The following is a 24,886-nucleotide window of genomic DNA, read 5'->3' on the forward strand; positions in this document are numbered from 1 at the left end:
TGGCGCGCTTGCGCGTCGCGTCCGCCGTGTCCGATTCGGTGGATGGCGTGGTCTTGTCTGTCATGGTCATGGTCCTTGCTGCGCGTGGCCCGGGCCACGAGCGGCGAACAGCCGCCCGCGACCGGCGAGGAAAAAACGGCAACCCTAACCCGCTCGCCGCCGGGCCTGTTTGATCCGGATCAATGCTTGTAACATTTTTGCAATGCGTGGACCTGCTACCCTGCCCTGTCCGCCCCCTTCCATCACCCATTGCCCATGTGGTCACGCCTGAAACGCCTCTGCACCCGCCACCCCGCGCAGCCACCGGCCAGCCGCGTGCACGTCGACGACGCAGGCATCTGGCGCGACGCCGGCGCGGCGGGCGTGACGGAATTCTGGCCCTGGGCCAACGTGCGCGAGTTCGGCTTCCGCCTGCTGCTGGCGGGCTTTCCCGATCCCTGGAGCGGCGACTATCTGGAAGCCAGCTGGTTCATCCGCGTGCCCAGCGACGGCGGCGGCTTGCTGGCCGTGGACTTCGACGCGGACGCGCTGGATCCGGACCATCTGCCGCCGGCGCTGCTGCGCCGCCTGCCCGGCCTGGACCTGGCCGCGCTGCGCCAGGGCGTGGCGGCGGCGCGGCGCGCGCCCAGGGATGGGCTGCGCGAGGGCGAATGGCTGGCCTGGCGCGGCGACGCCACGGACGCCGCGCCCTGACACCACGCCAGCCCGGCGACCGCCGACGCGGGAACTAGGCGCGATCCAGCCCCTGCTTCAGGTCCGCGAGGATATCGTCGGGCGTCTCCAGTCCCACCGACAAACGCAGCAGTCCTTCTGACAAGCCATAGCGCTCGCGGTCCTCGGCCGAATAGCTGGCATGCGTCATCGACGCCGGATGCTGGATCAGCGTCTCGGGATCGCCCAGGCTGACCGCGATGCGCGCCAGCTTCAAGCCATTGAGCACACGCCGGCCCGCATCCAGCCCGCCCTTCAATTCAAAGGCCACCAGCCCGCCGCCGGCCGATTGCTGGCGGCGCGCGATCTCGGCGCCGGCCGTGTCGGCCAGGCCCGGGTAGAACACATCGGCCACCGCCGGATGCTCGCGCAGCAGCCGCGCCACGCGCAGCGCCGATTCGCTGTGACGCTGCACGCGCAGCTCCAGCGTCTTCAGGCCGCGCAGCACCAGGAAGGCGGTGAAGGGCGACAGCGTCGCGCCGGTGTAGTAGCGCAGCCCTTGCAGGCGCACCGCGTCGACCAGTTCCTTGCGGCCGGCCACGGCGCCGGCCAGCAGGTCGCCATGGCCGCCCAGGTACTTGGTGGCCGAATGCAGCACCAGGTCGGCGCCCAGCGCCAAGGGACGCTGCAGCACCGGCGTGGCGAAGGTGTTGTCGACGATGGTCAGCAGGCCCTTGCCGCGCGCGATGGCCGACACCGCCTGGATGTCGACCAGCCGCAGGTTGGGATTGGCCGGCGTCTCGAAATACACGGCGCGGGTCTTGGGGCCGATGGCGGCGGCCACCGTCTCCGGGCGCGTGAAATCGGCGAACACCGCGCGCACGCCGAAACGCGCCAGGCCCTGCGTGAACAGCGTGAAGGCCGTGCCGTAAACGATCTGGTCGACCACGATCTCGTCGCCGCTTTGCAGCAGCGAGAACAGCGTGGCCGAGATCGCGGCCATGCCGGACGCGGTGACGACGGCGGCCTCGGCGCCCTCCAGAGAGGCCAGCCGCTCTTCCAGCAGGGCCTGCGTGGGATTGCGCGTGCGGCCATAGACGTAGCCGCTGCGCTCTCCCAGGCGGATCTCATCGAAGGCCTCCAGGCTTTCCTGCGTGTAGGTCGAGGTCAGGTAGAGCGGCGGCGACAGCGCGCCCTGCTCTTGCAGCGGGTCGTAGCCCAGGTGGATGGCGCGCGTGGCGAAGCCTTGCTGCGAGTGATCGGTCATGACGGGACTCCTGTGTGGTCCATGTTCATCGAAGACGCGGCCATGGCCGCGCCGGAAAGTGCTGCCTGCCGCCGTGGCGCGCCGGCGCCGCATTGACGCCGCCGCGCGGCGTTGTTACATTTTGAGATCCCCCACGCATTCCCAACCGGCATCCCATGAACCCGCAATCCGGGCCCATCCAGGCTCCAAGCCAGGCGCCACTGTCCGCGGCGGCGCAGCGGCGCGCGGGCTGGCTGCTGCCCCTGCTGCTGGCCTGCGCGGTCTACATGGCCGAGGGCACGCTGCGCATGCTGCTGGCGCGCCAGCCCGCTACCAGCCTGGAAGTGCTGGGCATGTTGGCCTTGCCGCCGCTGCTGGTCTGTGCGCTGTTCTCGATCGGCAAGCGCTTCCGCGATCCCCGCCGCCAGCTGTACATCGTGCTGGTCGTGGGCCTGGTGATGCTGTTGGGTGATGCCGGCCAGGCCTGGAGCCGGATCGAGCAGAACCGCCAGCGCGAGCTGGCCAACGCCGGCATCCGCGACGCCATGGCCGTGCTGCGCCGCATGGCCGGCGGCGCGGAGAAACCCGGCGCGCTGCCCGACATCGATCCCACGCCTCGCGCCCACGGCGCCTACGGCGAGCTGGAGCGCGCGGTCAAGACCGTGGCCGGCCAGCGGCTCGCGCAGCACAAGGCCTACGTCAAGGATCTGGACGACATCGGCCTGCCGCGACTGTTCGATCCGGGCCGGCTGGCGCGCGACACGGGCCTGGTGGAAAGCCGCATGATTCTCGAACTGGCCGGCCGCCTGCTGCCGGCCTACCGCCAGCGCAACCAGCAGGCGCTGGACGACATGCCGGCGCTGATACGCGCGCTGGACATCGACGACGACGCCAGGACCCGCATGCTCGACGGCGTGGCGGCGCAGCGGCCGGCGCGGCTGCGCGACGTGAACCGGGCCTGGGACCTGGAAACGCGCATCCTCGACGAATTCGGCCAGATGATCACGCTGCTCGACGACAACCGCCCCTACTGGGTCGCGCGCGGCGGACAGCTGCTGTTCGAGCGCGACGACGACCTGGCGCGCTATCGGAAGCACCAGGCCCGCGTCGACGCCCTGGTCCGCGAACAGGACCAGCTGGGCGCGCAGCAACTGGCCAGCCTGCTGCCGGCCACCCTGCCCTGACATACGCCGCCGCATCGCCGCGTCAGCGCTTGTGGTCGGCGCGGCGCGACAGCCATTCGCCGGTGAACTGCACGATCGACACCAGCGCGATCAGGATCACGATCACCTCGAACATCACGCGCGTCTCGTAGCGCTCGTAGCCGTAGCGGATCGCCAGGTCGCCCAGCCCGCCCGCGCCGACCGCGCCCGCCATGGCCGAGGCGTTGATCATCGCGATCACGCTGACCGTCATGCCGCCGATGATGCCGGGCAAGGCCTCGGGCAGCAGTACGTGGCGCACGATGTGCAGGCGGCGGCAGCCCATGGCGCGCGCGGCCTCGACCAGGCCGGGGTCCACGTCGTTCAGGCTGACCTGCGCGATGCGCGCGAAGAACGGCACCAGGTTGGCCGACAGCGGCACGATGGCCGCCCAGGTGCCCAGCGTGGTGCCCACCAGCAGCCGCGTGAAGGGCAGCATGGCGATCAGCAGGATGATGAAGGGAATCGCGCGGAACGTGTTCACCGTGATCGACAGCGCGCGGTTCAGGCGCGGCTTCGGATACAGCCCGCCCGAGGCCGTCACGGTCAGCACCAGCGCCAGCGACAGGCCCAGCGCGATGGCGATCACGGCCGACACGCCCACCATCGCCAGCGTCTGCAGGAAAGCCTGCAGGTATTTATCAAGCATCGGCAGCGACATAGCCCAGCACCTCGATCTGATCCGCCGCCAACGCGGCGCGCGCGGCTTCCTGCCGCAATATGCCCGCGGGCACCGACACCAGCAGGCTGCCTTGCGCGTGGCCGCCCAGCCGGTCCAGCCCCCCATGCAGCAGCGTGGCGCCCGGTCCCAGCGCGGCCAGCGCCGCCAGGGGCACGCCCTGCGCGCGGCCGGCGCCGGTATAGCGCAGCCGCAGCACGCCGCTGGCGCCGGGCCCTTGCGGCTCGGGCGACAGGCGCGCGGCCAGGTCGGCCGGCAGGTCGTGCTGCAGCGGCCGCAGCAATGCGCGCGTGGCCTCGGCCCTGGGATCGCCGAACACGCGCCAGACCTCGCCCTGCTCGACCTTGCGGCCGCCGTCCAGCACCAGCACCTGATGGCAGATCTCCCGGATCACCGCCATGTCGTGCGTGATCAGCACCACGGTCAGGCCGAGCTTGCGGTTGATGTCGCGCAGCAGCGCCAGGATGGATTGGGTGGTCTCGGGATCCAGCGCCGACGTGGCTTCGTCGCACAGCAGGATCCGCGGCTCGTGCACCAGCGCGCGGGCGATGCCGACCCGCTGCTTCTGGCCGCCGGACAGCTTGGCCGGATAGGCATCGGCCTTGTCGCGCAGGCCCACCAGGTCCAGCAGCGCGTCGACCCGGACGCGCGCGGCGGCGGGCTTGACGCCGGCCACGCGCAGCGGCAGCGCCACGTTCTCGGCCACGGTCTTGGCCGACAGCAGGTTGAAGTGCTGGAAGATCATGCCGATGCGGCGCCGCAGCGCCACCAGCCCGTCCTCGTCCAGCTGCCCGACATCGGCGCCGTCGATCAGCACGCGGCCGGCGCCGGGGCGCTCCAGCATGTTGATGGTGCGCAGCAAGGTGGACTTGCCCGCGCCGCTGCGGCCGATGATGCCGAAGATCTCGCCGCGCGCGATGGAAAAAGACACGTCCGACAGCGCCGCCACCGGACCTTGCGGCCCCTGGTAGCGCTTCTGCAAGCTGTCAAACACGATGTGCTCGCGGTCGCGCGCCGCCTCGGGCGCGCTGGCCGGGGCCGCGCCGGCCAGCGGCTCGGCCAGGGGAAGTTCGTAGTGCTTCATGATGGATCGCGCCAGCCGGCGTCAGAACACCGGAATGACCGAACCTTCGTACTTGCTCAGAATGAACTGGCGCACTTCCTCGGAATGGTAGGCCTTGACCAGCTCCGGCACCCAGGGCGCGTTCTTGTCCTGCTCGCGCACCACGATGATGTTGACGTAGGGATTGTTTTCCTTCTTCTCCACGGCGATGCCGTCGCGCGTGGCGATCAGGCCGGCCTGGTAGGCGAAGCTGTTGACGATGGCCGCCGTGTCCACGTCCGGCAGCGAACGCGCCAGCACCACCGAGGCGCTCTCGACGAACTCCAGTTTCCTGGGGTTGGACGTCACATCGGCCAGCGTGGCCGTGCCGGTGAACGGATCGAAGCCATCCTTGAGCGTGATCAGTCCCTGGTCGCGCAGCACCACCAGCGCGCGCGTCTGGTTGCTGGGATCATTGGGGATGCCGACCTTGGCGCCGGGCGGCAGGTCCTGAAGCGACTTGTACTTCTTCGAATAGAAGGCGATGGGCGAGATCAGCGTATTGGCCACCGGCACCAGCTTGTAGCCGCGCTGCTTGATCTGGTCTTTCAGGAAGGGAATGTGCTGAAAGGAGTTGGCTTCCAGGTCGCCGTTGTTCAGCGCCTCGTTGGGACTGGCGGTGCCGGTGATCACCACCGGCTCGACGGCCAGGCCGTTCTTCTTGGCAACCCGCGCCACCACTTCCCAGATCTGCTCGTCCACGCCGCCGCGCACGCCGACCTTCAAGGGCTTGGGATCGGCCGAGAAGGCCGGGCCGTGGAACATGGCGGCCGAGGCCAGGATCGCGCCCAGCAAGCGCTTGAAAAACCGCCCGCGCGCCGAGCGCGCCGCGTGCGCTTGCCGCTCTCCGACGGGCTGCGTTTCGTCCTGGGCCAGTTCGGCGATGAAAAAACGGGTAGTCATGATGGAATCGCCTCTAAGTCTGTGCAGTTATGAGAGTGAGACGATTCTAGGGACGCGCTTATCGCGGGCGAACGAATACTTGGTTGAGTCCTTATTACACGGGTGTTTCCATATGGCGCGGGCGCATATGCCGGCCCATTGCGGATTGCAGCAAGCAGCCTGAAGGCGCCACACGCGGACGCGGCCGGACCGCGCCGCTCAGAACGGCTTGACCACCGCCAGCGTGACGATGGCCGCGGCCGCCAGCACCGTGAACGGCGCATACAGATCCAGCGCCGGCGGCCGTCCGCCGGCGCCGCGCGCCATGCGGCCCAGCGCCGCGCTCTGGATGCCCAGCAGCGCCGACAGCACCGCCGCGATGCCGATCTTGACCCAGATCCAGTTCATCGCGAACCAGCCCAGGCTCATGGCCAGGTGCAGGCCGACCAGCCAGCTCAGGGCCATGGCCGGCGTGGTCACGAACAGGGTCCAGCGGCGCAGCGCGCCCAGCATCTTGCGTTCCTTGGGCGCCTCGCCTTCCTGCGGCTGGGACGTCAGCAAGAACAGCGACACGAACAGCGAGCCGCACAGCCACGCGGCCACGGCCGCGACATGAAGCATTTTCAGGAGTTGGTAGGTCATGCGCGGATTATCGCCGCAGGCACACGCGGCGGCGCGCCGGTGGCGTCGCCCGAACCGCGACGAATTGTCGCGCCCCGGCGCCGCAGCCCGTAGCCGCTACGCGGTCGAGGCCGGCCGCGCCGTCAGCGGCGTCGCGCCATCGGACGCCTCGACCGCGCCGGCCGTCGCCTCGGCGGCCAGGCTGCGCCTGTAGCTGCCGCAGCCCATCGCCAGCAGGACCACGCAGGCGACCGCCGCCGAGCCGATCAGCGCGGACAGCGACTGCCCCACCGCCGCCGGATCGCGGAACCAGCGGTCGGTCAGCAAGGCCACCGCCGTGGTGCCCAGGCCCAGCCCGATCAGGTTGGAGATCAGCAGGAACAGCGCCGAGACCTGCGCGCGCAGCTGGTTGGGCGGCAGGATCTGCATCGCCGCCGTCGACGTGGGCATGGGAAAGGACGCGAAGAACATGGCCGGCAACAGCAGCCCCACCGACAGCCACAGCGAATCGACCTGCGTGAACGCCACCGCCGGCGCCGCCATGCAGGCCGCGCCGATCACGCCGGCCCGCAACGGCGCGTCGGCGTGGCCGCGCCGCGCCAGCGCGTCCATCAGCCAGCCGCCGCAGAACACGCCGGCGGTGTTGGCCGCCAGCACCACCGCGCCCAGCATATAGCCCGCCTCGGTCGGCGACAGGCCGAACTTGCGCATATAGAAGGCCGGCGTCCAGCCCAGCAGCGCGAACAATGCCATCGCGTAGAACGAGAACCCCAGGAAGTGGCAGCAGAACGTGCGCCGGTGCCGCGCCAGGAAGCGGAAGGTGTCGCCGATGGCGGGCTTGCTGGCGCGGCCGTCGGCGCCCAGGCGCAGGCCGCGCCGGCCGGGATCTCGCACCGTCAGCAGAATCAGCAGCGCCACCAGCAGGCCCGGCAGCCCCACCACGAAGAACGTCACCTGCCAGGGCCGCAGCGCGCCCAGCAGCGGCAGCGCCACGGTGTCCACGCTTTTCAGCAGGTTGATCACATAGCCGCCGATCAGGAAGGCCAGTCCACCGCCGATGAATGAGCCGATCGAGTACACGCCCACTGCCCGGCCCAGCCGGTCGCGCGGGAACATGTCGCTCAGCATCGAGTAGGTGGCGGGCGACAGCGCCGCCTCGCCCACGCCCACGCCAATGCGCGCCAGGAACATCTGGGCGAAGTTGCGCGACAGGCCGCAGACGGCGGTCGCCAGGCTCCAGAAGGCCACGCCGATGGCGATGATGCGCGGCCGCGAATAGCGGTCGGCCAACAGCGCGATGGGGATGCCCATGAAGGCGTAGAACAGCGAGAACGCCAGCCCGTGCAGCAGGCTGAACTGCGTGTCGCTCAGGCCCAGGTCGCGCTTGATCGGCTCGATCATCAGCGCCAGGATCTGCCTGTCGACGAAGGAAAATATGTACGCTAGCATGCAGACCAGGACCACGTACCATTCGTAGGCGTAGCGGCGCGCGGGCGCGCTGTCGGGGATATCGCCAGTCATGTCTTTTCCCTTGCGTGGCGGCGCTGTCGCGCCAGCCTTGTTCCGGCCGGCCGCGCATCGCCTGCTTGTGTGCGCCAGGTCCGGCCGCCGCGCGGCGCCCGTCCTGGAGTTCCCAGGCCGGCCCGGCGGGCGCGGCCTGGTCCGTCAGTTGTAGGCCTTTGCCGGGCGCGGCTCTATACGGGGCGCGCAAGCACTGTTCCCGGGGCGCAGGAAAGCATGTTCCAAGACTCGATTCCGCTGCAACGCCATTGCCTGCTCGACTCGGCCAACATGGCCGAGATCCGGGATCAGGTCAGCCATCACCTGTGGTCGCACCAGATGCGCGTGCCTCAGGGAAATCCCTTGCAGTCGCGCCTGTACGGCGTGTATTTCGGCAGCGCCGCGCTGTTCGACCTGCGCTATGGCGCCGAGGTCGAGATCGACGCCGGCGATATCGCCAGCTATTACCTGGTGCGCGCCACGCTGGCCGGCAGCGGCATGGTCGAGCTGGGTCGCCGCAGCGCCGCCATCCGCGCCGGCAGCCTGACCGTCTCCTCGCCCTCCGAGCGCAGCCTCATCCGCGTCGGCAGCGACTGCCGCAGCCTGATCCTGCGGGTGGAGCGGCCGGCGCTGGAACGCCGCCTGCAACAGCTGCTGGAGCGTCCGCTCAGGGCGCCGCTGGTGTTCGACGTGGACGTGGCCGAAGGTTCGTCGGGCATGGCGGCGGTGCGCCAGACGCTGGACTATCTGTGCCGGCTGCACCAGGACCCCGACATCGACCGGCTGGCGCCGGCGCTGGCGGCGGGCTTCCCGGACTACCTGATGTCATTGCTGCTGATGCAGCTGCCGCATAACTACAGCGACGCGCTGCGCGCCGACCGCCGGCAGCCGCTGCCGCTGCACGTCAGGCGCGCGCGCGACTACATCGAAAGCCATCTGGACGAAGCCGTCACCCTGGCGGAGCTGGCCGCGCTCTCCGGCGTGTCCACGCGCACCCTGCAGAACGGCTTCGCGCGCTTCCTGGGCCAGAGCCCCATCGACTACATCCGCGGCCTGCGGCTGGCGCGCGTGCACGCGGCGCTGGAACAGGCCGGGCCGGGCGACAACGTCACCGACATCCTGCTGCGCCACGGCGTGACCAGCTTCGGCCACTTCGCCAGCCACTACCGCAAGCGCTACGGCTGTCGACCGTCGGACACGCTGCGCGGCCGCTAGCGCCGGCACGGGCCGCCGCCCGCGCCTGGGCTCAGCCGCCGGCGCCGCGATGGCGGTATTCGCCCGGCGCGCCCAGCACCGCCTGGAACTTGCGGGCCTCGCCCGAATAGGCATGCTTGGCGGGTATGGTCAGCGTGACGCCCGACAGGCCGTTGCGCTTCGGTCCGCAGGACCAGAAGCCGTTGGAGATCTCGGCGTAAGGCACCCGGGCCACGACGCGCGGCGGCTGGCCTGACTTGGCGCCGCCGGACCTGGCATCGGCCAGCCACTCGATCCAGACGCGGCAGCTGACGTGCTCGAAACCCACGTTCTCCAGGATCACCCGGTAAGTGCCCTTCGCATCGCCGGAGCGCCAATGCCCGCCCTCCAGCGTCGCCACGAGCTCGGCCTCGTCCAGATTGGTGTCGGGACTGAGATCGGCGCTGGCATCGGCTCCGGCAACGGCGGAAGCCGCCAGGAACGAAAGGCTCAATAGCGCTGCGGCAAGGATTTTCATGATGCTGACGACCTGTTGGAAAGCGATGTCGAAAATTGGAGCATGCGCCCGCCGTGGTTTGTAGCACACCGCCAGGCCGCCCGAATCCCTTGCCGGAATGGAACGGCGCTTGCGCGTTCGGCGCAGACCGGCCTCCATCCGCGCCGCTAGGATCGTCGCATCGTCATCAAGGAGCACGATCATGCGCGTCACTGTCATCGGAGGCGGACACGGCTGCTACGCGGCCGCCGCGGACTTGCACGAAAAAGGCCACGAGGTGCGCTGGTGGCGGCGCGACGCCGAGGCCAGCGCCGCGCTGGCCAAGGCCGGCGGGCTGGAGGTCACCGACTATCGCGGCACCCGCCGCATCGCCGTCGGCGACGGCCCCGGCCAGCTGCGGCTGGCGCGCGAACTGCGCGACGCGGTCCAGGGCGCCGAGCTGATCGTCATTCCGCTGCCCGCCACCACGCACGACGAGCTGGCGCCCCGGCTCGCGCCGCTGCTGGAGGACGGGCAGGTGGTGTTCCTGCCGCCCGGCACCTTCGGCTGCCAGCTGTTCGCACACGCCCAGCGCCAGGCCGGCAACCGCGCGCAGGTCGCCTATGCCGAGACCGGCACCCTGCCCTACCTGGCGCGCAAGCACGGCCAGCGCGTGGTCATCAGCGGCTACGCCACGCGCCTGCCCACCGGCGTCTTGCCTCTGCGGCTGGCCGATGCCGCGCTGCGGCGGCTGGCCCAGGCCTATCCCAGCGTGGAGCCGGCGGGCGACGGCCTGTCCGGCGCGCTCATGAATGCCGGCCCCATCATCCACCCGCCGCTCATCCTGATGAACGCCGGTCCCTTGCAGCATTTCGAGCGCTGGGACATCCACAACGAAGGCACCCAGCCGGCCATCCGCGCCGTGACCGATGCGCTGGACGCCGAGCGCGTGGCGCTGCGCGAGGCGCTGGGCTATGGCGCGCCGCATTTCCCGCTGGCCGACCACTACGCCCAGGAAGGCGATGAATGGATGTACGGGCGCGGCGCCCATGGCCGCCTGACCGACAGCGGCGACTGGCGGGAGACCATCGACCTGCACCGCCACCGTTACATGCTGGAGGACACGCGGCTGGGGCTGTCCTTCCTGGTATCGACGGGCCGCTGGGCCGGCGTGCCCATGCCGGTGGCGCAGGGCTTGCTGGCCCTGGCCTCGGCGCTGACCGGGCGCGACCTGTACGCCGAGGGCCGCACGCTGGAGAACCTGGGCCTGTCCGCGCTGTCGCGCGCCGACATGCGCGCGCTGCTGCAAGAGGGCTATTGAGATGGCCGCCCCCTTGTGCGTGATCGGCGCCGGCCGCATGGGACAGGGCATCGCCGCGTCCTACCTGATCGCCGGCCTGGAGGTGTCGCTGATCGACCTCAAGCCCCGCGCCGCCGATGAACAGGCGCGCGTCCACGATGCGGCCCGCGTGGCCGTGCGGGCCGAGCTGGGCATGCTCGCGCGGCTGGGCGTGCTGAGCGAGGACCAGGCCGACGCCGCGCTGGCCCGGCTGCGGCTGCGCGCGAGGGACGATGCGGCCGCCGACCTGCGCGCGGCGCGCTCGGTGTTCGAGGCCGTGCCCGAACGCCTGGACGCCAAGCGTGACGCGCTGCGCTGGCTGGACAAGGCCTGCCCGGCCGAGACCGTCGTGGCTTCCACTACGTCCACCTTCCTGGTCACCGAACTGGCGGCGCTGACGGCGCATCCGGAACGCTTCCTGAACGCGCACTGGCTCAACCCGGCCAGCCTGATCCCGCTGGTGGAAGTCAGCCGGGGCCCCGCCACCCGCGACGCCGCCGCCGACCAGCTGCTGGAGCTGCTGCGCATGGCGGGCAAGACGCCGGTGATGTGCGCGCCGTCCGCCGGCTACATCGTGCCGCGCATCCAGGCGCTGGCCATGAACGAGGCGGCCCGCATGGTCGAGGAAGGCGTGGCCAGCGCCGAGGACATCGACACCGCCGTGCGCCTGGGCTTCGGTTTGCGCTTCTCGGTGCTGGGCCTGCTGGAATTCATCGACTGGGGCGGCGGCGACATCCTCTACTACGCCTCGCGCTACCTGGCCGGCGCGCTGGACCCGCGCTTCGCGGCGCCGGACGTGATCGCGCGCAACATGGAACAGGGCCGCAACGGCTTGCGCGACGGCCAGGGCTTCTACGACTACGCCGGCGTGGACGTGGACGCGTATCGGATGCAGCGGCTGGAGCAGCTGCGCGACCGGCTGGCGCTGCTGGGCCTGCTGCCGCGCTGCGGCTCGGCGCTGAACGGGGCTGGCGCCGGCGCGGCGCCGGCCGCCTGACCGGAGACCGTCCGGCGGACCGGCCTAGGCAGCGCCCGCCGCCGCGACTGCCCCACGCGCCTGCTCAACGGCCTCCCGTCTCCAGCGCGTCCAGCACCTCATAGGCCAGGCGCACGCGATCGGCGTTGGGATAGTTGCGGTTGGCCAGGATCACGATGCCGATCCGGCGTCCCGGCACGAAGGCGACGTAGGCGCCGAAGCCATTGGTGGCGCCGGTCTTGTTGATCCAGGCGTCGGCGCGCGGCGCCAGCGGCGGACGCAGCGCGCGCACGTCGTGCGTCTCGAAGGCGACCGTGTTGGAATTGCCTTCCAGCACGGTATCCAGCGGCGCCGGATAGCGGTACTGCTCCCACACCAGGTCCTGCGTCATGCCGCCCAGTTCGAAGTAGCCCCGGTGCGTGTCGGCGATGGCCTGATCCAGCTTGGCGTCGCCGCTGGTGCCGCCCAGGTTCAGTTCCACGAAGCGCAGCAGGTCGCGGGCGCTGGTCTTGACGCCGTAGGCCTCGTCGGCCAGCACGCCGGGACTCACGCGCACCGGCTGGTTGCGCTTGTCGTAGCCCTGCGCGTAGCGCGCCATCTGGTCGGCCGGCACCTGCAGATAGGTGCTGGGCAGGCCCAGCTTGGGCAACAGCGTGCCCTGCATCAGCGGCACATAGGCCTGGCCCATGGCATTGGCGGTGGCCACGCCCAGCATGCCGATGCTGGGATTGGCATACGTGCGGCGCGTGCCCTCCGCGTAGCTGGGTTGCCAGGCCTGCAGATAGGCCATGAGCTGGGCGCGGTCGCGCACCGTGTCAGGCACCTGCAGCGGAAAGCCGCCCGCCGTGTGCGTGGCCAGGCCCAGCAGCGAGACCTTGCCAAAAGCGCTGCCCGCCAGCTCGGGCACGTGGCGCTCGACCGGATCCGCCAGCGACAGCCGACCCAGCGCCTGCGCATAGGCGGCCAAGGTGGCCGAATAGGTCTTGCTGATCGAGCCCACTTCGAACAGCGTGTCGTTGGTGACCGGGACGCGCGTCTCCCAGGATGCCAGGCCGAAACTGTAGAAATGCTGCTCGCCCTGCCGGGTCACGGCCACCGCCATGCCGGCGATTTCATGCTGCTTCATCACCGTCAGCACGGCCGCGCGCACGCGGGCGTCGGCGTCGTAGATGGGGGACAGCGCCGACGCGGGCAGCGATGCGGCAAGGGCAACGGCCAGCAGGCAGCGGCGGAACAAGGCGGACAGGCGCATGGAGAACTCCCGGAAAACAGCGCAAGCAAGGCGGGCGGGGCCAGGCGGCGGCGACCGGCATGCCGGCGCGCGCCCCGCGCGAACCCAGGATGGTAGCGCCGCCGCGCCCATACTGGTACTAACCCTGAATTCCAGGACGCGAAATATTTGGCTATCCTGCCACGGTCGTAGCAAACACCCCGCAGAAGAGACTCGCCCCGGCCCGGCCGCGCGGCGGGCGCCGACGGAGCAACCGCCCCGGAAACTCTCAGGCAGACAGGACTGCGCGGTGTAGACGATCTGGAGAGAGGCGCATTGCGCGCCCACCGAAGGGGAACCCCGGCACGCGCCGGGCAAAGCTCTCAGGTACCGGGACAGATGGGGTGCAGCGGCCGGCCGGCCGTCGCCACGCCATCTGGAGCAATCATGCCCCGCATCGCCATCATTGGCGCCGGTATCACCGGCGTCACGTCCGCCTACGTCCTGCGCAAGCAGGGTTACGACGTTTCCGTCTACGACCGCCAGCGCTATCCCGCGATGGAAACCTCCTACGCCAACGGCGGCCAGCTGTCGGCCAGCAACGCCGAGGTCTGGAACAGCGCCGCCACCGTGCTCAAGGGTCTGCGCTGGCTGGGCCGCAGCAACGCGCCGCTGCTGCTCAATCCGCGCTTGAGCTGGCACAAGTATTCCTGGCTGCTGCAATTCATGCGCCAGATCCCCAACCACCGCCGCAACACCATCGCCACCACCCGGCTGGCGATCGAGGCGCGCCAGCACCTGTACGACATGGCCGAGGCCGAAGGCATCGACTTCGACCTGGAGCGGCGCGGCATCCTGCACATCTACCACGACGCCGCCAGCTTCGAGGCCGCGCGACGCGGCAACGAGCTGCTGCGCGAAGGCGGCCTGGAACGCTACGCGGTCACGCCCGAGGAGGCTCGCGACATCGAGCCGGCGCTGCAAACGGCCTGCCACGCCGGCTTCTACACGCCGTCCGACGCCACCGGCGACATCCACAAGTTCACGCGCGGGCTGGCCCAGGCCTGCGAGCGACTGGGCGTGCGCTTCGTGCAGGACGCCGACGTCGCCGCGATCGCGGCCGACGGCACGGGCTACGCGCTGGACCTGGCCGACACGGACGGCGGCGACGACCGGCACCAGGCCGACGCCGTGGTGGTCTGCGCCGGCGCGGCCAGCCGACGCTTCGCGCGGCAGCTGGGCGACACGGTCAACATCTATCCGGTCAAGGGCTATTCGATCAGCGTGCACCTGGACGACGCCGCCAGCCGCGAGGCCGCGCCGCGCGTCAGCCTGCTCGACGAGGCCGCCAAGATCGTCACCAGCCGGCTGGGCGACCGCTTCCGCGTGGCCGGCACCGCCGAGTTCAACGGCTACAACCTGGACATCCGCGCCGAACGCGTGCAGCCGCTGGTGGACTGGACCCGCCGCCACTTCCCCGGCGTCAGGACGGCGCGCGTGGTGCCCTGGTGCGGGCTGCGCCCGATGACGCCGGACATGATGCCGCGCGTGGGTCCGGGCAAGCGGCCGGGCGTGTTCTACAACACCGGCCACGGCCACCTGGGCTGGACCTTGTCGGCGGCCACCGCGCAATTGCTGGCGGCTAGCGTCGGCGAACGGTTGCGGCCGCACTGAGACGACGCGGACGCGGCCGCAACCGGCGGACCGCCGTTCGCCGCCAGCGGGTGGCCGCCCGTCGCCTTGCGCTAGCGCGCCAGCCGGCGCATCGCCAGCGCGACGATCGCGGTCGAGGTCAGCTGCATGGCGGCCACCACGTACAGGCCGGCGGCCACGCCGCCGGTCCATTCCTTCATCCAGCCCATCATGAAGGGCGTGGCGAAGCCCGCCAGGTTGCCGACCGAATTGATGAAGGCGATGCCGCCGGCGGCTGCCGTGCCGGTCAAGAAGCCCGCCGGAATCGCCCAGAACACGGGAAACGCGCCCAGCACGCCGATGGCGGACACGCTCAGCGCGGCCATCGCCAGCACGGGATTGCCGATGTAGGCGGCGGTCAGCGCGAGCCCCGCCGCGCCGACCAGCGTGGCGCCGGCGCAATGCAGGCGCCGCTCGCCGGTCTTGTCGGAGTGCGCGCCGTTGAGCACCATCGCCACGGTGCCCAGCGTGAAGGGGATCGCCGACAGCAGGCCGATGTCCAGCGCGCCGCGCACGCCCAGCTCGCGCACCAGCGAAGGCATCCAGAACGCCAGCGTGGCGTTGCCGCCGACGATGCAGAAGTAGGCGGCCGTGCACAGCCACAGCGCCGGCTGGCGCAGGGCCTGGGCGAAGCTGGCGTGCTTGCCGCCGTGGCGCTGCTCGGCCTCCAGCTCGGCTTCCAGCGCCGTCTGCTCGGCGGCCGACAGCCAGCGCGCCTGGCGCGGCCGGTCCGGCAGGTAGCCCAGCACCACGATGCCGGCGATCACCGAGGGTATGCCCTCCAGCACGAACAGCCATTGCCAGTTGCGCAACGGCGCCACGCCGTCCATGCCGCTCATGATGAGGCCCGCGATCGGACCGCCGACCACGCCGGCGATGCCGAAGGACGTCATGAACCAGCCGTTGATGCGGCCGCGCCGGCCGGCGGGGATCCAGTACGTCAGGTACAGCATGACGCCGGGAAAGAAGCCCGCCTCGAACACGCCCAGCAGGAAGCGCAGCAGATAGAACGAGAACGGCGTCGTGACGAAGGCCATGGCCATCGACGTCAGCCCCCACAGGATGGTGATGCGCGCCAGGGTCTTGCGCGCGCCGATGCGCTGCAGCAGCAGATTGCTCGGCACCTCGAACAGGAAATAGCCGATGAAGAAGATGCCCGCGCCCAGGCCGTACACGGCCTCGCTGAAACGCAGGTCCTGCAGCATCTGCAGCTTGGCGAAGCCGACGTTGACGCGGTCGATCCAGGCGAGCAGGAACAGGAAGATCAGGAAAGGAATCAGCCGCCACGCGACCTTGCTGTGCATGCGGGCGGAATCGACGGCCGGGGCATCGCCTCGGGAATGCTGCGGGGCCGGCTGTGCGGCGGGCTGCGGGGATACGGCATCCATGACTAGTTCCTTGGTGTACCGGACTGGGTTGGGGCCCAACCCGTTACAACCAGGCAGGGCGACGCATCAAGATTTTTAAATTTCTTATAAATATATTTTGAAGCATCGAAAAAATGCAGTAATCAGGGCTTACCCGCAGTCGGACCCGCGGCGGGCCGAATCCGCCGCCGGTCCGTTCCCTCGACCCTCCGGCTTCAGGCCAGCAGATCCTTGGGCAGCGCCGCGATGAAGGACGCGAAGCTGATCGAGCCCTGGCCGGGACTCATGTGCCGCGTCATCAGCGTGGCGGCGCGGCCCGCGTCCTGGGCCTGGATCGCGGCGACCAGTTCGCCGTGCTGCGCCCACGAGGAAGCCAGGTGGCCGAAGGCCGAATAGGCGTGGCGGCGGTAGGCGCCGGTGCGCGAGCGCATGCGCAGGATCTCCTGGCGCAGATAGGGATTGCGCGCGCCCTGGTAGAGCGCGTCGTGAAAGCGCCGGTTGTGGTCCTGCCAGGCTTCCGCGTCCTCGCGCCGCGCCACCGCGCCGGCGCGTTCGTGGATGGCGGCCAGTTCCTCGCGCTCGGCCGGCGTCATGCGTTCGCAGGCCAGCCGCGCGCCGATGCCCTCCAGCTCGGCCAGCAGTTCCCACATCGCCAGCAGCTGCGCCACGTCCATCTTGGCCACCACCATGCCGCCGCGCGGCAGGCTGTTGAGCAGCCCTTGCGCCTGCAATTGCAGCAAGGCCTCGCGCACCGGCGTGCGCGACACCTCGTAGGTCTGCATCAGCTGCTGCTCGTCCACGGCGTCGCCCGGCAGCAGGCTGCCGTCGCGGATGGATTCCTCGATGGACAGGCGTATGCGTTCGGCGGCCTTCATCGCGGCGCTCCCGGAATCGAAAGGTTCAGGCGTGCACGGTTCGTCATATTATTTTCTTGACTTCTATAAATATATTTATGACACTGGAATCTTATTTTAAGACCTAAGCGTAGCAGGAGACACCCGTCATGGACGAGAAACGCAAGGAAGACTGGCAGTCCTGGGTCGAGCTGGCCTTCCTGAGCCACGGACTGGCCGTGCCGCCGGACGCGCAACGGGCCGTCGCCCGCACGCTGATGCGCCTGTCGGCCGTGGCCGCCGAGATCGCGCCGCGCGAGGACGGCCATGATTGACGCCTCTGCCTTCCTCTCCGTGGCCGGCGCGCGCGCAGCCTATCGACGCGCCGCGCCGCCGCTGCGCGACGCCCACGTCGCCGCCCTGGCCGCCGGCTTCACGCGCCGCGCCGCGCCGCTGGGCTGCGTGGTCCAGCTGTTCGCCCCCGCATCGGCCCCCGCCGACGCGGACGGGCTGCTGGCCGGCGTGCCGCTGGCGCACAAGGACGCCTTCGACACCGGCCGGCACGCGCCCCGCCTGGGCGGCCCGCGAGCGACGGGCACGCCCCGTCCCGCCGCGGCGGTGCTGCGGCGACTGGCCGGGCATGGCGCGCTGAACCTGGGCGCGCTGGCCATGGCCGAACATGCCTGCGGCGCCACGGCGGAGAACCCGCACGCGCCAGCCCTGATGAACCCGCTGGACAGCGCGGCGGCGGTCGGCGGCTCTTCCAGCGGCTCGGCGGTCGCGGTGGCGGCCGGCCTGTGCCCGGCCTCGCTGGGCACGGACACCGCCGGCTCGGTCCGCATGCCGGCCGCGACCTGCGGCCTGATCGGCCTGAAGCCCACGCCGGGACGCTTGTCCGCGCAAGGCGTGGCCCCGCTCGCGCCGACGCTGGACACGGTGGGCGTGATCGCCCGCGACGCACTGGACGCCGCCAGCGTCTTCGCGGCCGCCCTGCCCGCCGGCGACGAAGATCCCGGGTTGCCCCTGCGGCTGGACGCGCTGGAGCGCGAGCTGGCGCGCCCGCGAGATTGGCGTATCGCCAATGCGCTGCATGCGCAGGGGGAAGATCCCACGGTCGCCGCCGCGCTGACCGGCTTCGAGCAGCGCCTGCGCGGCGCCGCCAGGCTGAAGCCGGCCGCGCTGCCCGACCTGGACCGCCTGAACCGGCTGGCGCAGATCGTGCTGCACGCCGAGGCCGCGCTGGCGCTGGCGGCGGCCGTGCGCGGCGACCTGGACACGCTGGCCCCGTCGACCCGCGCCATCGCGCTGCCGGGCTGGGCCATGCCGGCCGTCTGGTATCGCCACGCGCTGGCGCAGGCGGCGCCGCTGCGCGCGGCCTTCCTGGCCGGCAGCCTGGGCGACGCCGACCTGCTGCTGGCGCCCTGCTTCCCGCAAGGCGTGCCGGACCGCGACGCGGTCACGACCTCCAGCCCCGCCTTCGACCCGCGCGCGCTGGCCGCGCTGCATCGCCATCACGCCTACGTCAATTTCCTGGGCCTGCCGGCGCTGGTGCTGCCGGTGGGCCTGGACGGCCGCGGTCGCCCCGTCAGCGCGCAGCTGATCGGCGCGCCGGGCAGCGAGGCGCGAATGCTGGCCTTCGCCCGCCAGTTCGCCCTGCCTCACTCCACGTTTCTGCAACGCTGACCCATGGGAACCACCATGTCCAAGATCACCGCCTCCCCCGCCCTGTCGCGCTTTCGCGTCCTCGACCTGTCGCGCGTGCGCGCCGGCCCGACCTGCGTGCGCATCCTGGCGGACTTCGGCGCCGACGTCATCCGCATCGAACCGCCCGCCGGCGTCGATCCCAACGAAGCCATGTTCGCCGCCGACCGCCACGGCGGCGACTTCCAGAACCTGAACCGCAACAAGCGTTCGCTGACGCTGAACCTGAAGAAGCCTGAAGGCCTGGCCGTGCTGCGCAGCCTGGTCGCCACCGCCGACGTGGTGGTCGAGAACTGGCGCCCGGACGTCAAGGCGCGACTGGGCCTGGCTTATGAGGACCTGCGCGCCATCAACCCGCGCATCATCCTGGCCAGCATCTCCGGCTTCGGCCAGGCCGGCCCTTATGCGGGCCGGCCCGGCTTTGACCAGATCATCCAAGGCATGGGCGGGCTGATGTCGGTCACCGGCCATGCCGGCGGCGGGCCGCTGCGCGCGGGCCTGGCCGTGGCCGACTGCGGCACCGGCATCTACGCGGCGGTCGGCATCCTGCTGGCCTTGCTGGAGCGCGAGCGCTCGGGCGAGGGCCAGTGGGTGCACAGCTCGCTGCTGCATACCCAGATCGCGCTGATGGACTTCCAGGCGGCGCGCTACCTGAACGAAGGCGATACGCCCGCACAGGCCGGCAACGACCATCCCACCAGCAGCCCCATGGGCCTGTTCGAGGCCAGCGACGGCGCCTTCAACCTGGGCGCCTCCGGCGAGGGCAACTGGAAGCGCCTGTGCGACTGCCTGAACGCGCCGCAGTGGCTGCAAGACCCGCGCTACGCCACCGAGAAACTGCGCGTGGCCAACCGCGCCCCGCTCAACGAGGCGCTGGCGCGGCGCTTCCGGGAAGCCAGCGTGGCCCACTGGGTCGAGCTGCTGAACCGCGCCGGCGTGCCGGCCGGCCCGGTCTACACCATTCCCCAGGTATTCGAGGACGAGCAGGTGCGGCACCTGGGCGTGGCACAGTCGGTGACCGGCGACGATGGCCAGGCCTACCGCCTGATCTCGCAGCCCGTCACGCTGACGCGCACGCCCGCCGCCATCGCCCGGCCCGCGCCGGGCTGGGGCGAGCACACCGACGAGATGCTGGCCGAAGCGGGCTACGACGCCGCCGGCATCGCGCGCCTGCGCGCGGAGGGCGTGGTATGACCGGCGCGTCCTCGCCGGCCGGCGGCCAGCCCGCCGGCCACATCCAGGAAGCGCTGCGTGACGGCATCGCCACGCTGACGATCAGCAACCCGGCTCGCCGCAACTCCATGACGCTGGCCATGTGGCGGCAGCTGGCGGCCAGCCTGGCGCGGTTGCGCGAAGCGCCGGACCTGCGGGTGCTGGCCCTGACCGGCGCGGGCTCGCAGGCCTTTGTGTCGGGCGCCGACATCAGCGAATTCGACCAGGCCCGCGACAGCGCCGAGGCGGCCGCCGTCTACAACCAGGCCGTTGCCGAGGCACAGGACGCGCTGGCGCGCTTTCCGGCGCCCACGGTGGCGCTGATCCAGGGCGCCTGCATGGGCGGCGGCATCGGCCTGGCGCTGGCCTGCGACCTGCGCTATGCCAGCGCCAGCGCGCGCTTTCGCATGCCCGCCGCGCGCCTGGGCCTGGGCTATGGCTATGCCGACATGCGCCGCGTGGTGGCGGTGACCGGCATGGCCGCGGCCTTCGAGCTGTTCTACACCGCCCGCACCCTGGACGCCGAACAGGCGCAGGCCGGCGGACTGCTGCACGAGCGTTTCGCGCTGGACGATTTCGAGCGGCTCTCCCAGGCCCGCCTGCAACGCATCGCCGCCAACGCGCCCCTGTCCTTGCGGGCGGCGAAAGCGGCGATACTGGCATCCATGCGCGAACCCTCCGCCGCCGAACTGGAGACCATCGCCGCGCTGGTGCGCCAATGCTTCGACAGCGCCGACTACGCCGAGGGCCGCCGCGCCTTCGCCGAAAGGCGCGACCCCGTTTTCACCGGCCGCTGACGCCGTCCGGACTTGCCGACAGACATCATGAACAATCCCCGCATTCCCTTCCTGATGCCGCGCCAGCGCCCGCCGCTGGCCGGCCTGGACGGACGCCCCATCCTGGTCCACCTGGTCGTCAACGTGGAACACTGGCCGTTCGACCAGCCCATGCCGCGCACCATCCTCACCCCGCCGCACGGCATCGGCAACGTGCCCGACGTGCCCAATTTCAGCTGGGCCGAATACGGCCTGCGCTGCGGCCTGCCCCGCATGATCGACGCCATCGCTGGCCGAGGCCTGCCGGCCTCGGCCAGCCTGAACGCCTCGGTCATCGACGCCTATCCGGCGGCCGCCGACGCGCTGCTGCAGGCCGGCTGGGAATTCATCGGCCACGGCATCCACCAGCGCGCGCTGTCGCAGGACGGCGGCGTCGGGCAGGCCGAGGCCATCGCCGCCGCGCTGGACCGGATCGAGCGCTTCAGCGGCGCGCGCCCGCGCGGCTGGCTCTCGCCCGGCCTGCGTGAAACCAGCGAAACGCCCGACCTGCTGGCGCAGGCTGGCGTGGACTATGTGTTCGACTGGTGCCTGGACGACCTGCCCAACTGGATGCGCGCCGCCCCGCGCCCGCTGCTGGCCCTGCCCTATGCGCTGGAGCTGAACGATTCGGTGATCCATGCCGTGGAAAAGCACGCCACCGGCGAGTTCGGCCGCCGGCTGGATCACACGCTCAACGTCTACGCGCGCGAGGCCGCCGCGTCCGGCATGCCGCGCGTGCTGACGCTGGGACTGCATCCGCACCTGATGGGCGTGCCGCATCGCTACCCCGATTTCGAGGCCATGCTGGACCGGCTCCAGCGCCATTCCATGACCCGCTTCGTCACCGGCGCCGAACTGTACGCGTGGTATGCCGGCCAGTGCTCGCCGCCGCTGCGCGGCGCGCCGGGAGACCAGGCATGAGCGGCGCGCAGACCACCGCCGCGCGCGACGCGGAGCCGTCCCAGCCAGCCGCCAGCGCCATCGACGCGCTGGTCGCGCACCTGCAGCGCCTGCGCTACGAGGACCTGCCGGCCGAGGCTGTCGCCGCCGCCCGGACCTTCCTGCTGGACGCCATCGGCGTCGGGCTGTCGGGCTCGCGCCACCCGCGCATGGCGGCGCTCAAGCACGCCGCCGCCGCGCTGGGCCAGGGCGCCGAGGCCACGGTCTGGGCCAGCGGCGAACGGCTGCCGCTGGCCAGCGCGGTCATGCTCAACGCCTACCAGGTCTTCAACCAGGAATTCGACGCGATCCATGACCGCGCCGTGGTGCACGCCTTCGCCTGCATCGCGCCCGCCGCGCTGGGCTATGCCGAGCGCGAGGGCGGCGTGGACGGCAGGCGCCTGATCACCGCCGTGGCCGCAGGGCTGGACTTCGCCATCCACGTGGCGCTGGCACAGCGCGCGCCGATGCGCTTCTTCCGGCCAGCCATGTGCGGCGGGCTGGGCGCCACCGCCACCCTGTGCAAGCTCGCCGGCCTGGACGAGGCCGCCACGCGCGACGCCCTCGGCCTGGCCTACAGCCATCTGTCCGGCACCATGCAGGCGCACATCGAAGGCTCGCCCGCCGTCGGCCTGCAGGTCGGTCTGAACGCGCGCGCCGCGGTCACGGCCTTCGAGCTGGCGCGCGCCGGTTTTCCCGGCCCGCGCGACATCCTGGAGGGGCCGTTCGGCTATTTCGCGCTCTACGACGCCGGCCAGGCGCGCTGGGACGAAGTCGCCGGCGACGTCGGCCGCGTCTTCCAGATCGCGCGCATGAGCCACAAGCCCTACCCCACCGGACGCGCCACGCACAGCGGCATCGGCGCCGCGCTGCGGCTGATGCGCGAACACGCGCTGCGGCCCGGGGACATCGCCGGCATGAAGGTGTACGCGTCGTCGCTGATCGTGCGCCTGGTCGGCCGGCCCGCCCGGCCCGGCATGGACTCGGCCACCGCCCGACTGTGCATGGGCTACACCGTCGCCACGGCCATCCTGCATGGCCAGGTGGGCATCCAGGATTTCGATCCGGACGCACTGGCCGATCCGCGCCGGCTGGAGCTGGCCGCCCGCATCGAGGTGCTGGACGACGGCAATCCCGATCCCAACGCCATGTGCCCGCAGCGCGTGGAACTGCATCTGCGGGACGGCCGCTGCCTGGCGCTGGACATGCCCGAGTTTCCGGGCAGCCCGGCGCTGCCGCTGGACGAAGCCGCGCAAGACGCCAAGTTCCGCGCCTGCTGCGCCTCGGCCCAACCTCCCGTGCCGCCGGACCGGGCCGAGGCGCTGATCCGCCGCCTGCGCCGCCTGGAGGATGCGGCCGAGCTGCGCGAGATCGTCGCGCTGCTGTCGGCCGCCGACTAGTGTGCTGTCCCGTAGATGCGTGCGCATGACGAAATTCATCCATAGACGTCAGGGCTAGGCGCAAACCGCAGCGATACCCGTAGGTATCGCGAGGATTTGCAACGACGCCATGGCGGCTAGGGGTGGATTTCGTGCGGGCGTATCTGCGGGGCAGCACACTAGCGATGCCGCGCGGGGCCGCAATGGCCCCGCGCTAGCGCGCCAGCAACTGCGGCACGGCCGAAATCAGCAGGGTCACGCCCGAACAGGTCAGCAGGCCCAGCACGATGCGGCGGAACGCCAGCTCCGAGATCCCCATGTACAGGCGCGTGCCCAGCAGCGTGGGCACCAGCATGGCGGGCGCGACCACCGCGAACATCGGCAGCATGTCGCGCGTGATCATGCCCGTGCCCAGATAGGTCAGCATGGTCACCGCCAGCATCGACAGATTGAAGTTCTGGATGACGGCGCGCTGCGCGTGCTTGTCGAAGCCGCACAGCGTGCACCAGAGCGTGGGCACCACGCCGGTGAAGCCGCCGATGCCGCCCATCACGCCGCCCACCAGTCCGGCCGCGCAGTCGCCGACCCGGCTGCCCTTGATGCGCGGCAGGCGCGCGGCGAACAGCATGGTCGGACACCAGATCGCCAGGATGGCGCCCAGCACCGCCTTGAACCAGGTCATGTCCAGCATGGGCAGCAGCTGCACGCCCAGCGGCACGCCGGCCAGCCCGCCGGCCACGAAGGGCCACAGCATTTTCCAGTCGAAACCGCGCCGCACCGAGAACACCGCCAGCAGCTGGCCGGTCAGCGAGCCGAACACGGCCAGCGCGGCCGCCAGGCGCGGATCCAGCGCCCAGGCCCAGAACGACATCGACACCATGCCGAACGTGAAGCCCGACAAACCCTGCACGAATCCCGCCACGGCCGCGCCCAGCGCGACCAGCCACCAGCCATCCATGAGTCCTTCTCCCCGTGGCGCGCCGCGCCGGCTTGCGTCCGCCGTGTCCTGCGCGCCTGGATCGCTATTCTAGAGAGACGGCGCGGCCGCGCCATTCGGACTGCTGATGCCGCCATAGCCTCAAGCTGATGGCGGCCGGGCTCACCATTCCAGCAGATCGAAGAAAGCGCGGGCGGCCTCGTCGCCGCCCAGCACGGCGGCGGCGGCCCGGACGGCGGCCTCGCGGTGCCTGGGGCGCAGCTCGCCCTCGTCGTCGCACAGATCGTCGCCGGCGTCTTCATGGACACCGCCCACGGCCGCCAGCACGGCGGCCAGCGTGCGCAGGTCGGGCGCCAGCCATTGCGCATCCCAGCGGCCCGCGCCATGCAGCGCGTACAGGACGCGGCCGGTGGACATTTCCAGGATCAGCGGATCGGCGTGCTGGTCGGCGATGACGAGCCAGTCCTCGGGCCAGTCCGTAAGACGCTCGCCGCTGTTGCCGTCCCAGCGATAACCGGCCTGCCGGACCCACAGCTTGGCCAGCGGCGCGAAACCCAGGGCCGTGCCGGGAATGGTCACGCCCACCGGGCCGACATGCTCATAGACCACGGGGCCCAGCGGCCCGACTTCGGCGTAGAACTCGGCCAGCGCCGGTGGCAGCGGAAACGGGCCGCGCCACTCGCCCGCGCCTTGCGGGCGCAGGTCGCCGAAACGAAGGAATTGGTCGCGGATGGGTGCATAGCCGCTCATGCCTGCGCCGCCCGGCCGGGCGCGCCGCCGGCGGACGCGACGTCCGGCCGAGGCACGGCCGGACCATTGACCTCGCCATGCATGGGAGAAGAAAAACCGACCAGCAACGACATGAGTGGCTTGGACATGGGAATCGTGGATCACCGGGGCCGAAGAGAATGCCGTATTGTCCCATGGCCGGGCG

General features: G+C 70.9%; 25 protein-coding genes and 2 riboswitches. Of the genes, 12 read left to right on the forward strand and 13 right to left on the reverse strand.

The window, feature by feature from the left end; translation table 11 throughout:
* Nucleotides 1-255: 255 nt before the first annotated feature.
* On the forward strand, nt 256-693 hold the full coding sequence (locus ACEU5R_RS02690; RefSeq protein ID WP_392409004.1) for a hypothetical protein: 438 nt from the start codon (nt 256-258) through the stop codon (nt 691-693).
* Nucleotides 694-727: 34 nt separating this feature from the next.
* Here the strand turns inward: ACEU5R_RS02690 and ACEU5R_RS02695 are convergent, their stop codons facing one another.
* On the reverse strand, nt 728-1,918 hold the full coding sequence (locus tag ACEU5R_RS02695) for a trans-sulfuration enzyme family protein (RefSeq protein ID WP_392409005.1): 1,191 nt from the start codon (nt 1,916-1,918) through the stop codon (nt 728-730).
* Nucleotides 1,919-2,073: 155 nt separating this feature from the next.
* Between ACEU5R_RS02695 and ACEU5R_RS02700 the strand changes: the two genes are divergently transcribed.
* The gene (locus ACEU5R_RS02700; RefSeq protein ID WP_103273755.1) at nt 2,074-3,081 is read left to right on the forward strand and encodes a hypothetical protein; all 1,008 of its coding nucleotides are present in this window, start codon (nt 2,074-2,076) and stop codon (nt 3,079-3,081) included.
* A 22-nt stretch (nt 3,082-3,103) separates the two neighbouring features.
* Here the strand turns inward: ACEU5R_RS02700 and ACEU5R_RS02705 are convergent, their stop codons facing one another.
* The 5 genes from ACEU5R_RS02705 to ACEU5R_RS02725 form a co-directional block, all read right to left on the reverse strand.
* The gene (locus ACEU5R_RS02705) at nt 3,104-3,760 is read right to left on the reverse strand and encodes a methionine ABC transporter permease (RefSeq protein WP_103273754.1); all 657 of its coding nucleotides are present in this window, start codon (nt 3,758-3,760) and stop codon (nt 3,104-3,106) included.
* Complete coding sequence (locus ACEU5R_RS02710; RefSeq protein ID WP_392409006.1) at nt 3,741-4,862, reverse strand: methionine ABC transporter ATP-binding protein; 1,122 nt, start codon at nt 4,860-4,862, stop codon at nt 3,741-3,743. The genes ACEU5R_RS02705 and ACEU5R_RS02710 overlap by 20 nt, the downstream gene beginning before the upstream one ends.
* Before the next feature lie 21 nt (nt 4,863-4,883).
* On the reverse strand, nt 4,884-5,645 hold the full coding sequence (locus tag ACEU5R_RS02715) for a MetQ/NlpA family ABC transporter substrate-binding protein (RefSeq protein ID WP_233772873.1): 762 nt from the start codon (nt 5,643-5,645) through the stop codon (nt 4,884-4,886).
* Nucleotides 5,646-5,981: 336 nt separating this feature from the next.
* On the reverse strand, nt 5,982-6,404 hold the full coding sequence (locus ACEU5R_RS02720) for a CopD family protein (protein WP_103273752.1): 423 nt from the start codon (nt 6,402-6,404) through the stop codon (nt 5,982-5,984).
* Nucleotides 6,405-6,500: 96 nt separating this feature from the next.
* The gene (locus tag ACEU5R_RS02725; protein WP_392409007.1) at nt 6,501-7,904 is read right to left on the reverse strand and encodes a spinster family MFS transporter; all 1,404 of its coding nucleotides are present in this window, start codon (nt 7,902-7,904) and stop codon (nt 6,501-6,503) included.
* 216 nt (nt 7,905-8,120) lie between these two features.
* Between ACEU5R_RS02725 and ACEU5R_RS02730 the strand changes: the two genes are divergently transcribed.
* Complete coding sequence (locus tag ACEU5R_RS02730; RefSeq protein ID WP_103273750.1) at nt 8,121-9,098, forward strand: AraC family transcriptional regulator; 978 nt, start codon at nt 8,121-8,123, stop codon at nt 9,096-9,098.
* Between the two features lie 31 nt (nt 9,099-9,129).
* On the opposite strand, the gene ACEU5R_RS02735 is transcribed toward ACEU5R_RS02730, so the two are convergent.
* Nucleotides 9,130-9,777, reverse strand: a complete 648-nt coding sequence (locus tag ACEU5R_RS02735) for a hypothetical protein (RefSeq protein WP_158658394.1) — start codon at nt 9,775-9,777, stop codon at nt 9,130-9,132.
* Here ACEU5R_RS02735 and ACEU5R_RS02740 point away from each other — a divergent pair.
* A complete protein-coding gene (locus ACEU5R_RS02740; protein ID WP_392409009.1) occupies nt 9,776-10,873 on the forward strand; it encodes an NAD/NADP octopine/nopaline dehydrogenase family protein in 1,098 nt (365 codons plus the stop codon). The two genes, ACEU5R_RS02735 and ACEU5R_RS02740, sit on opposite strands and share 2 nt — an antisense overlap.
* Nucleotide 10,874: 1 nt before the next feature.
* Complete coding sequence (locus ACEU5R_RS02745) at nt 10,875-11,888, forward strand: 3-hydroxybutyryl-CoA dehydrogenase (RefSeq protein WP_392409010.1); 1,014 nt, start codon at nt 10,875-10,877, stop codon at nt 11,886-11,888.
* A gap of 64 nt (nt 11,889-11,952) precedes the next feature.
* Here ACEU5R_RS02745 and ampC read toward each other — a convergent pair whose 3' ends face one another.
* Nucleotides 11,953-13,119 carry a class C beta-lactamase gene (ampC, locus tag ACEU5R_RS02750; protein ID WP_392409011.1) on the reverse strand — a complete coding sequence of 389 codons (1,167 nt, stop codon included), beginning with the start codon at nt 13,117-13,119 and terminating at the stop codon, nt 11,953-11,955.
* 172 nt (nt 13,120-13,291) lie between these two features.
* Nucleotides 13,292-13,393, forward strand: a riboswitch (glycine riboswitch).
* A 3-nt stretch (nt 13,394-13,396) separates the two neighbouring features.
* A riboswitch (glycine riboswitch) is annotated at nt 13,397-13,478 on the forward strand.
* A 46-nt stretch (nt 13,479-13,524) separates the two neighbouring features.
* On the opposite strand from ampC, the gene ACEU5R_RS02755 reads away from it, so the two are divergent.
* Nucleotides 13,525-14,751: a D-amino acid dehydrogenase gene (locus tag ACEU5R_RS02755; RefSeq protein WP_392409012.1), complete on the forward strand. Its 1,227-nt coding sequence runs from the start codon at nt 13,525-13,527 to the stop codon at nt 14,749-14,751.
* Nucleotides 14,752-14,822: 71 nt separating this feature from the next.
* Here the strand turns inward: ACEU5R_RS02755 and ACEU5R_RS02760 are convergent, their stop codons facing one another.
* Together ACEU5R_RS02760 and ACEU5R_RS02765 are read right to left on the reverse strand one after the other, a co-directional pair.
* The gene (locus ACEU5R_RS02760) at nt 14,823-16,157 is read right to left on the reverse strand and encodes an MFS transporter (RefSeq protein ID WP_392409014.1); all 1,335 of its coding nucleotides are present in this window, start codon (nt 16,155-16,157) and stop codon (nt 14,823-14,825) included.
* A 194-nt stretch (nt 16,158-16,351) separates the two neighbouring features.
* Nucleotides 16,352-17,011, reverse strand: a complete 660-nt coding sequence (locus ACEU5R_RS02765; protein WP_103273743.1) for a GntR family transcriptional regulator — start codon at nt 17,009-17,011, stop codon at nt 16,352-16,354.
* Between the two features lie 128 nt (nt 17,012-17,139).
* Here ACEU5R_RS02765 and ACEU5R_RS02770 point away from each other — a divergent pair, with 128 nt between their 5' ends.
* From ACEU5R_RS02770 to ACEU5R_RS02795, 6 genes are read left to right on the forward strand one after another with little or no spacing between them, the layout of a single operon-like run.
* On the forward strand, nt 17,140-17,304 hold the full coding sequence (locus tag ACEU5R_RS02770; protein WP_158658393.1) for a hypothetical protein: 165 nt from the start codon (nt 17,140-17,142) through the stop codon (nt 17,302-17,304).
* A complete protein-coding gene (locus tag ACEU5R_RS02775) occupies nt 17,297-18,652 on the forward strand; it encodes an amidase (RefSeq protein WP_103273742.1) in 1,356 nt (451 codons plus the stop codon). Before ACEU5R_RS02770 ends, ACEU5R_RS02775 begins: the two co-directional genes overlap by 8 nt.
* A gap of 15 nt (nt 18,653-18,667) precedes the next feature.
* Nucleotides 18,668-19,864, forward strand: a complete 1,197-nt coding sequence (locus tag ACEU5R_RS02780) for a CaiB/BaiF CoA-transferase family protein (RefSeq protein WP_103276411.1) — start codon at nt 18,668-18,670, stop codon at nt 19,862-19,864.
* The gene (locus ACEU5R_RS02785; protein WP_392409015.1) at nt 19,861-20,679 is read left to right on the forward strand and encodes an enoyl-CoA hydratase; all 819 of its coding nucleotides are present in this window, start codon (nt 19,861-19,863) and stop codon (nt 20,677-20,679) included. The genes ACEU5R_RS02780 and ACEU5R_RS02785 overlap by 4 nt, the downstream gene beginning before the upstream one ends.
* A gap of 27 nt (nt 20,680-20,706) precedes the next feature.
* Entirely contained in the window at nt 20,707-21,618 is a 912-nt protein-coding gene (locus ACEU5R_RS02790) for a polysaccharide deacetylase family protein (RefSeq protein WP_392409016.1), read from the forward strand.
* Nucleotides 21,615-23,036, forward strand: a complete 1,422-nt coding sequence (locus ACEU5R_RS02795) for an MmgE/PrpD family protein (protein WP_392409017.1) — start codon at nt 21,615-21,617, stop codon at nt 23,034-23,036. The genes ACEU5R_RS02790 and ACEU5R_RS02795 overlap by 4 nt, the downstream gene beginning before the upstream one ends.
* Nucleotides 23,037-23,229: 193 nt before the next feature.
* On the opposite strand, the gene ACEU5R_RS02800 is transcribed toward ACEU5R_RS02795, so the two are convergent.
* From ACEU5R_RS02800 to ACEU5R_RS02810, 3 genes are all read right to left on the reverse strand, one after another.
* Nucleotides 23,230-23,973: a sulfite exporter TauE/SafE family protein gene (locus tag ACEU5R_RS02800; RefSeq protein ID WP_392409018.1), complete on the reverse strand. Its 744-nt coding sequence runs from the start codon at nt 23,971-23,973 to the stop codon at nt 23,230-23,232.
* A 141-nt stretch (nt 23,974-24,114) separates the two neighbouring features.
* On the reverse strand, nt 24,115-24,702 hold the full coding sequence (locus tag ACEU5R_RS02805) for a hypothetical protein (RefSeq protein WP_392409020.1): 588 nt from the start codon (nt 24,700-24,702) through the stop codon (nt 24,115-24,117).
* On the reverse strand, nt 24,699-24,830 hold the full coding sequence (locus tag ACEU5R_RS02810) for a hypothetical protein (protein ID WP_392409021.1): 132 nt from the start codon (nt 24,828-24,830) through the stop codon (nt 24,699-24,701). The genes ACEU5R_RS02805 and ACEU5R_RS02810 overlap by 4 nt, the downstream gene beginning before the upstream one ends.
* Nucleotides 24,831-24,886: the final 56 nt, after the last annotated feature.

This window comes from Achromobacter sp. 413638 (assembly GCF_043119405.1).
Lineage (GTDB): Bacteria > Pseudomonadota > Gammaproteobacteria > Burkholderiales > Burkholderiaceae_B > Achromobacter.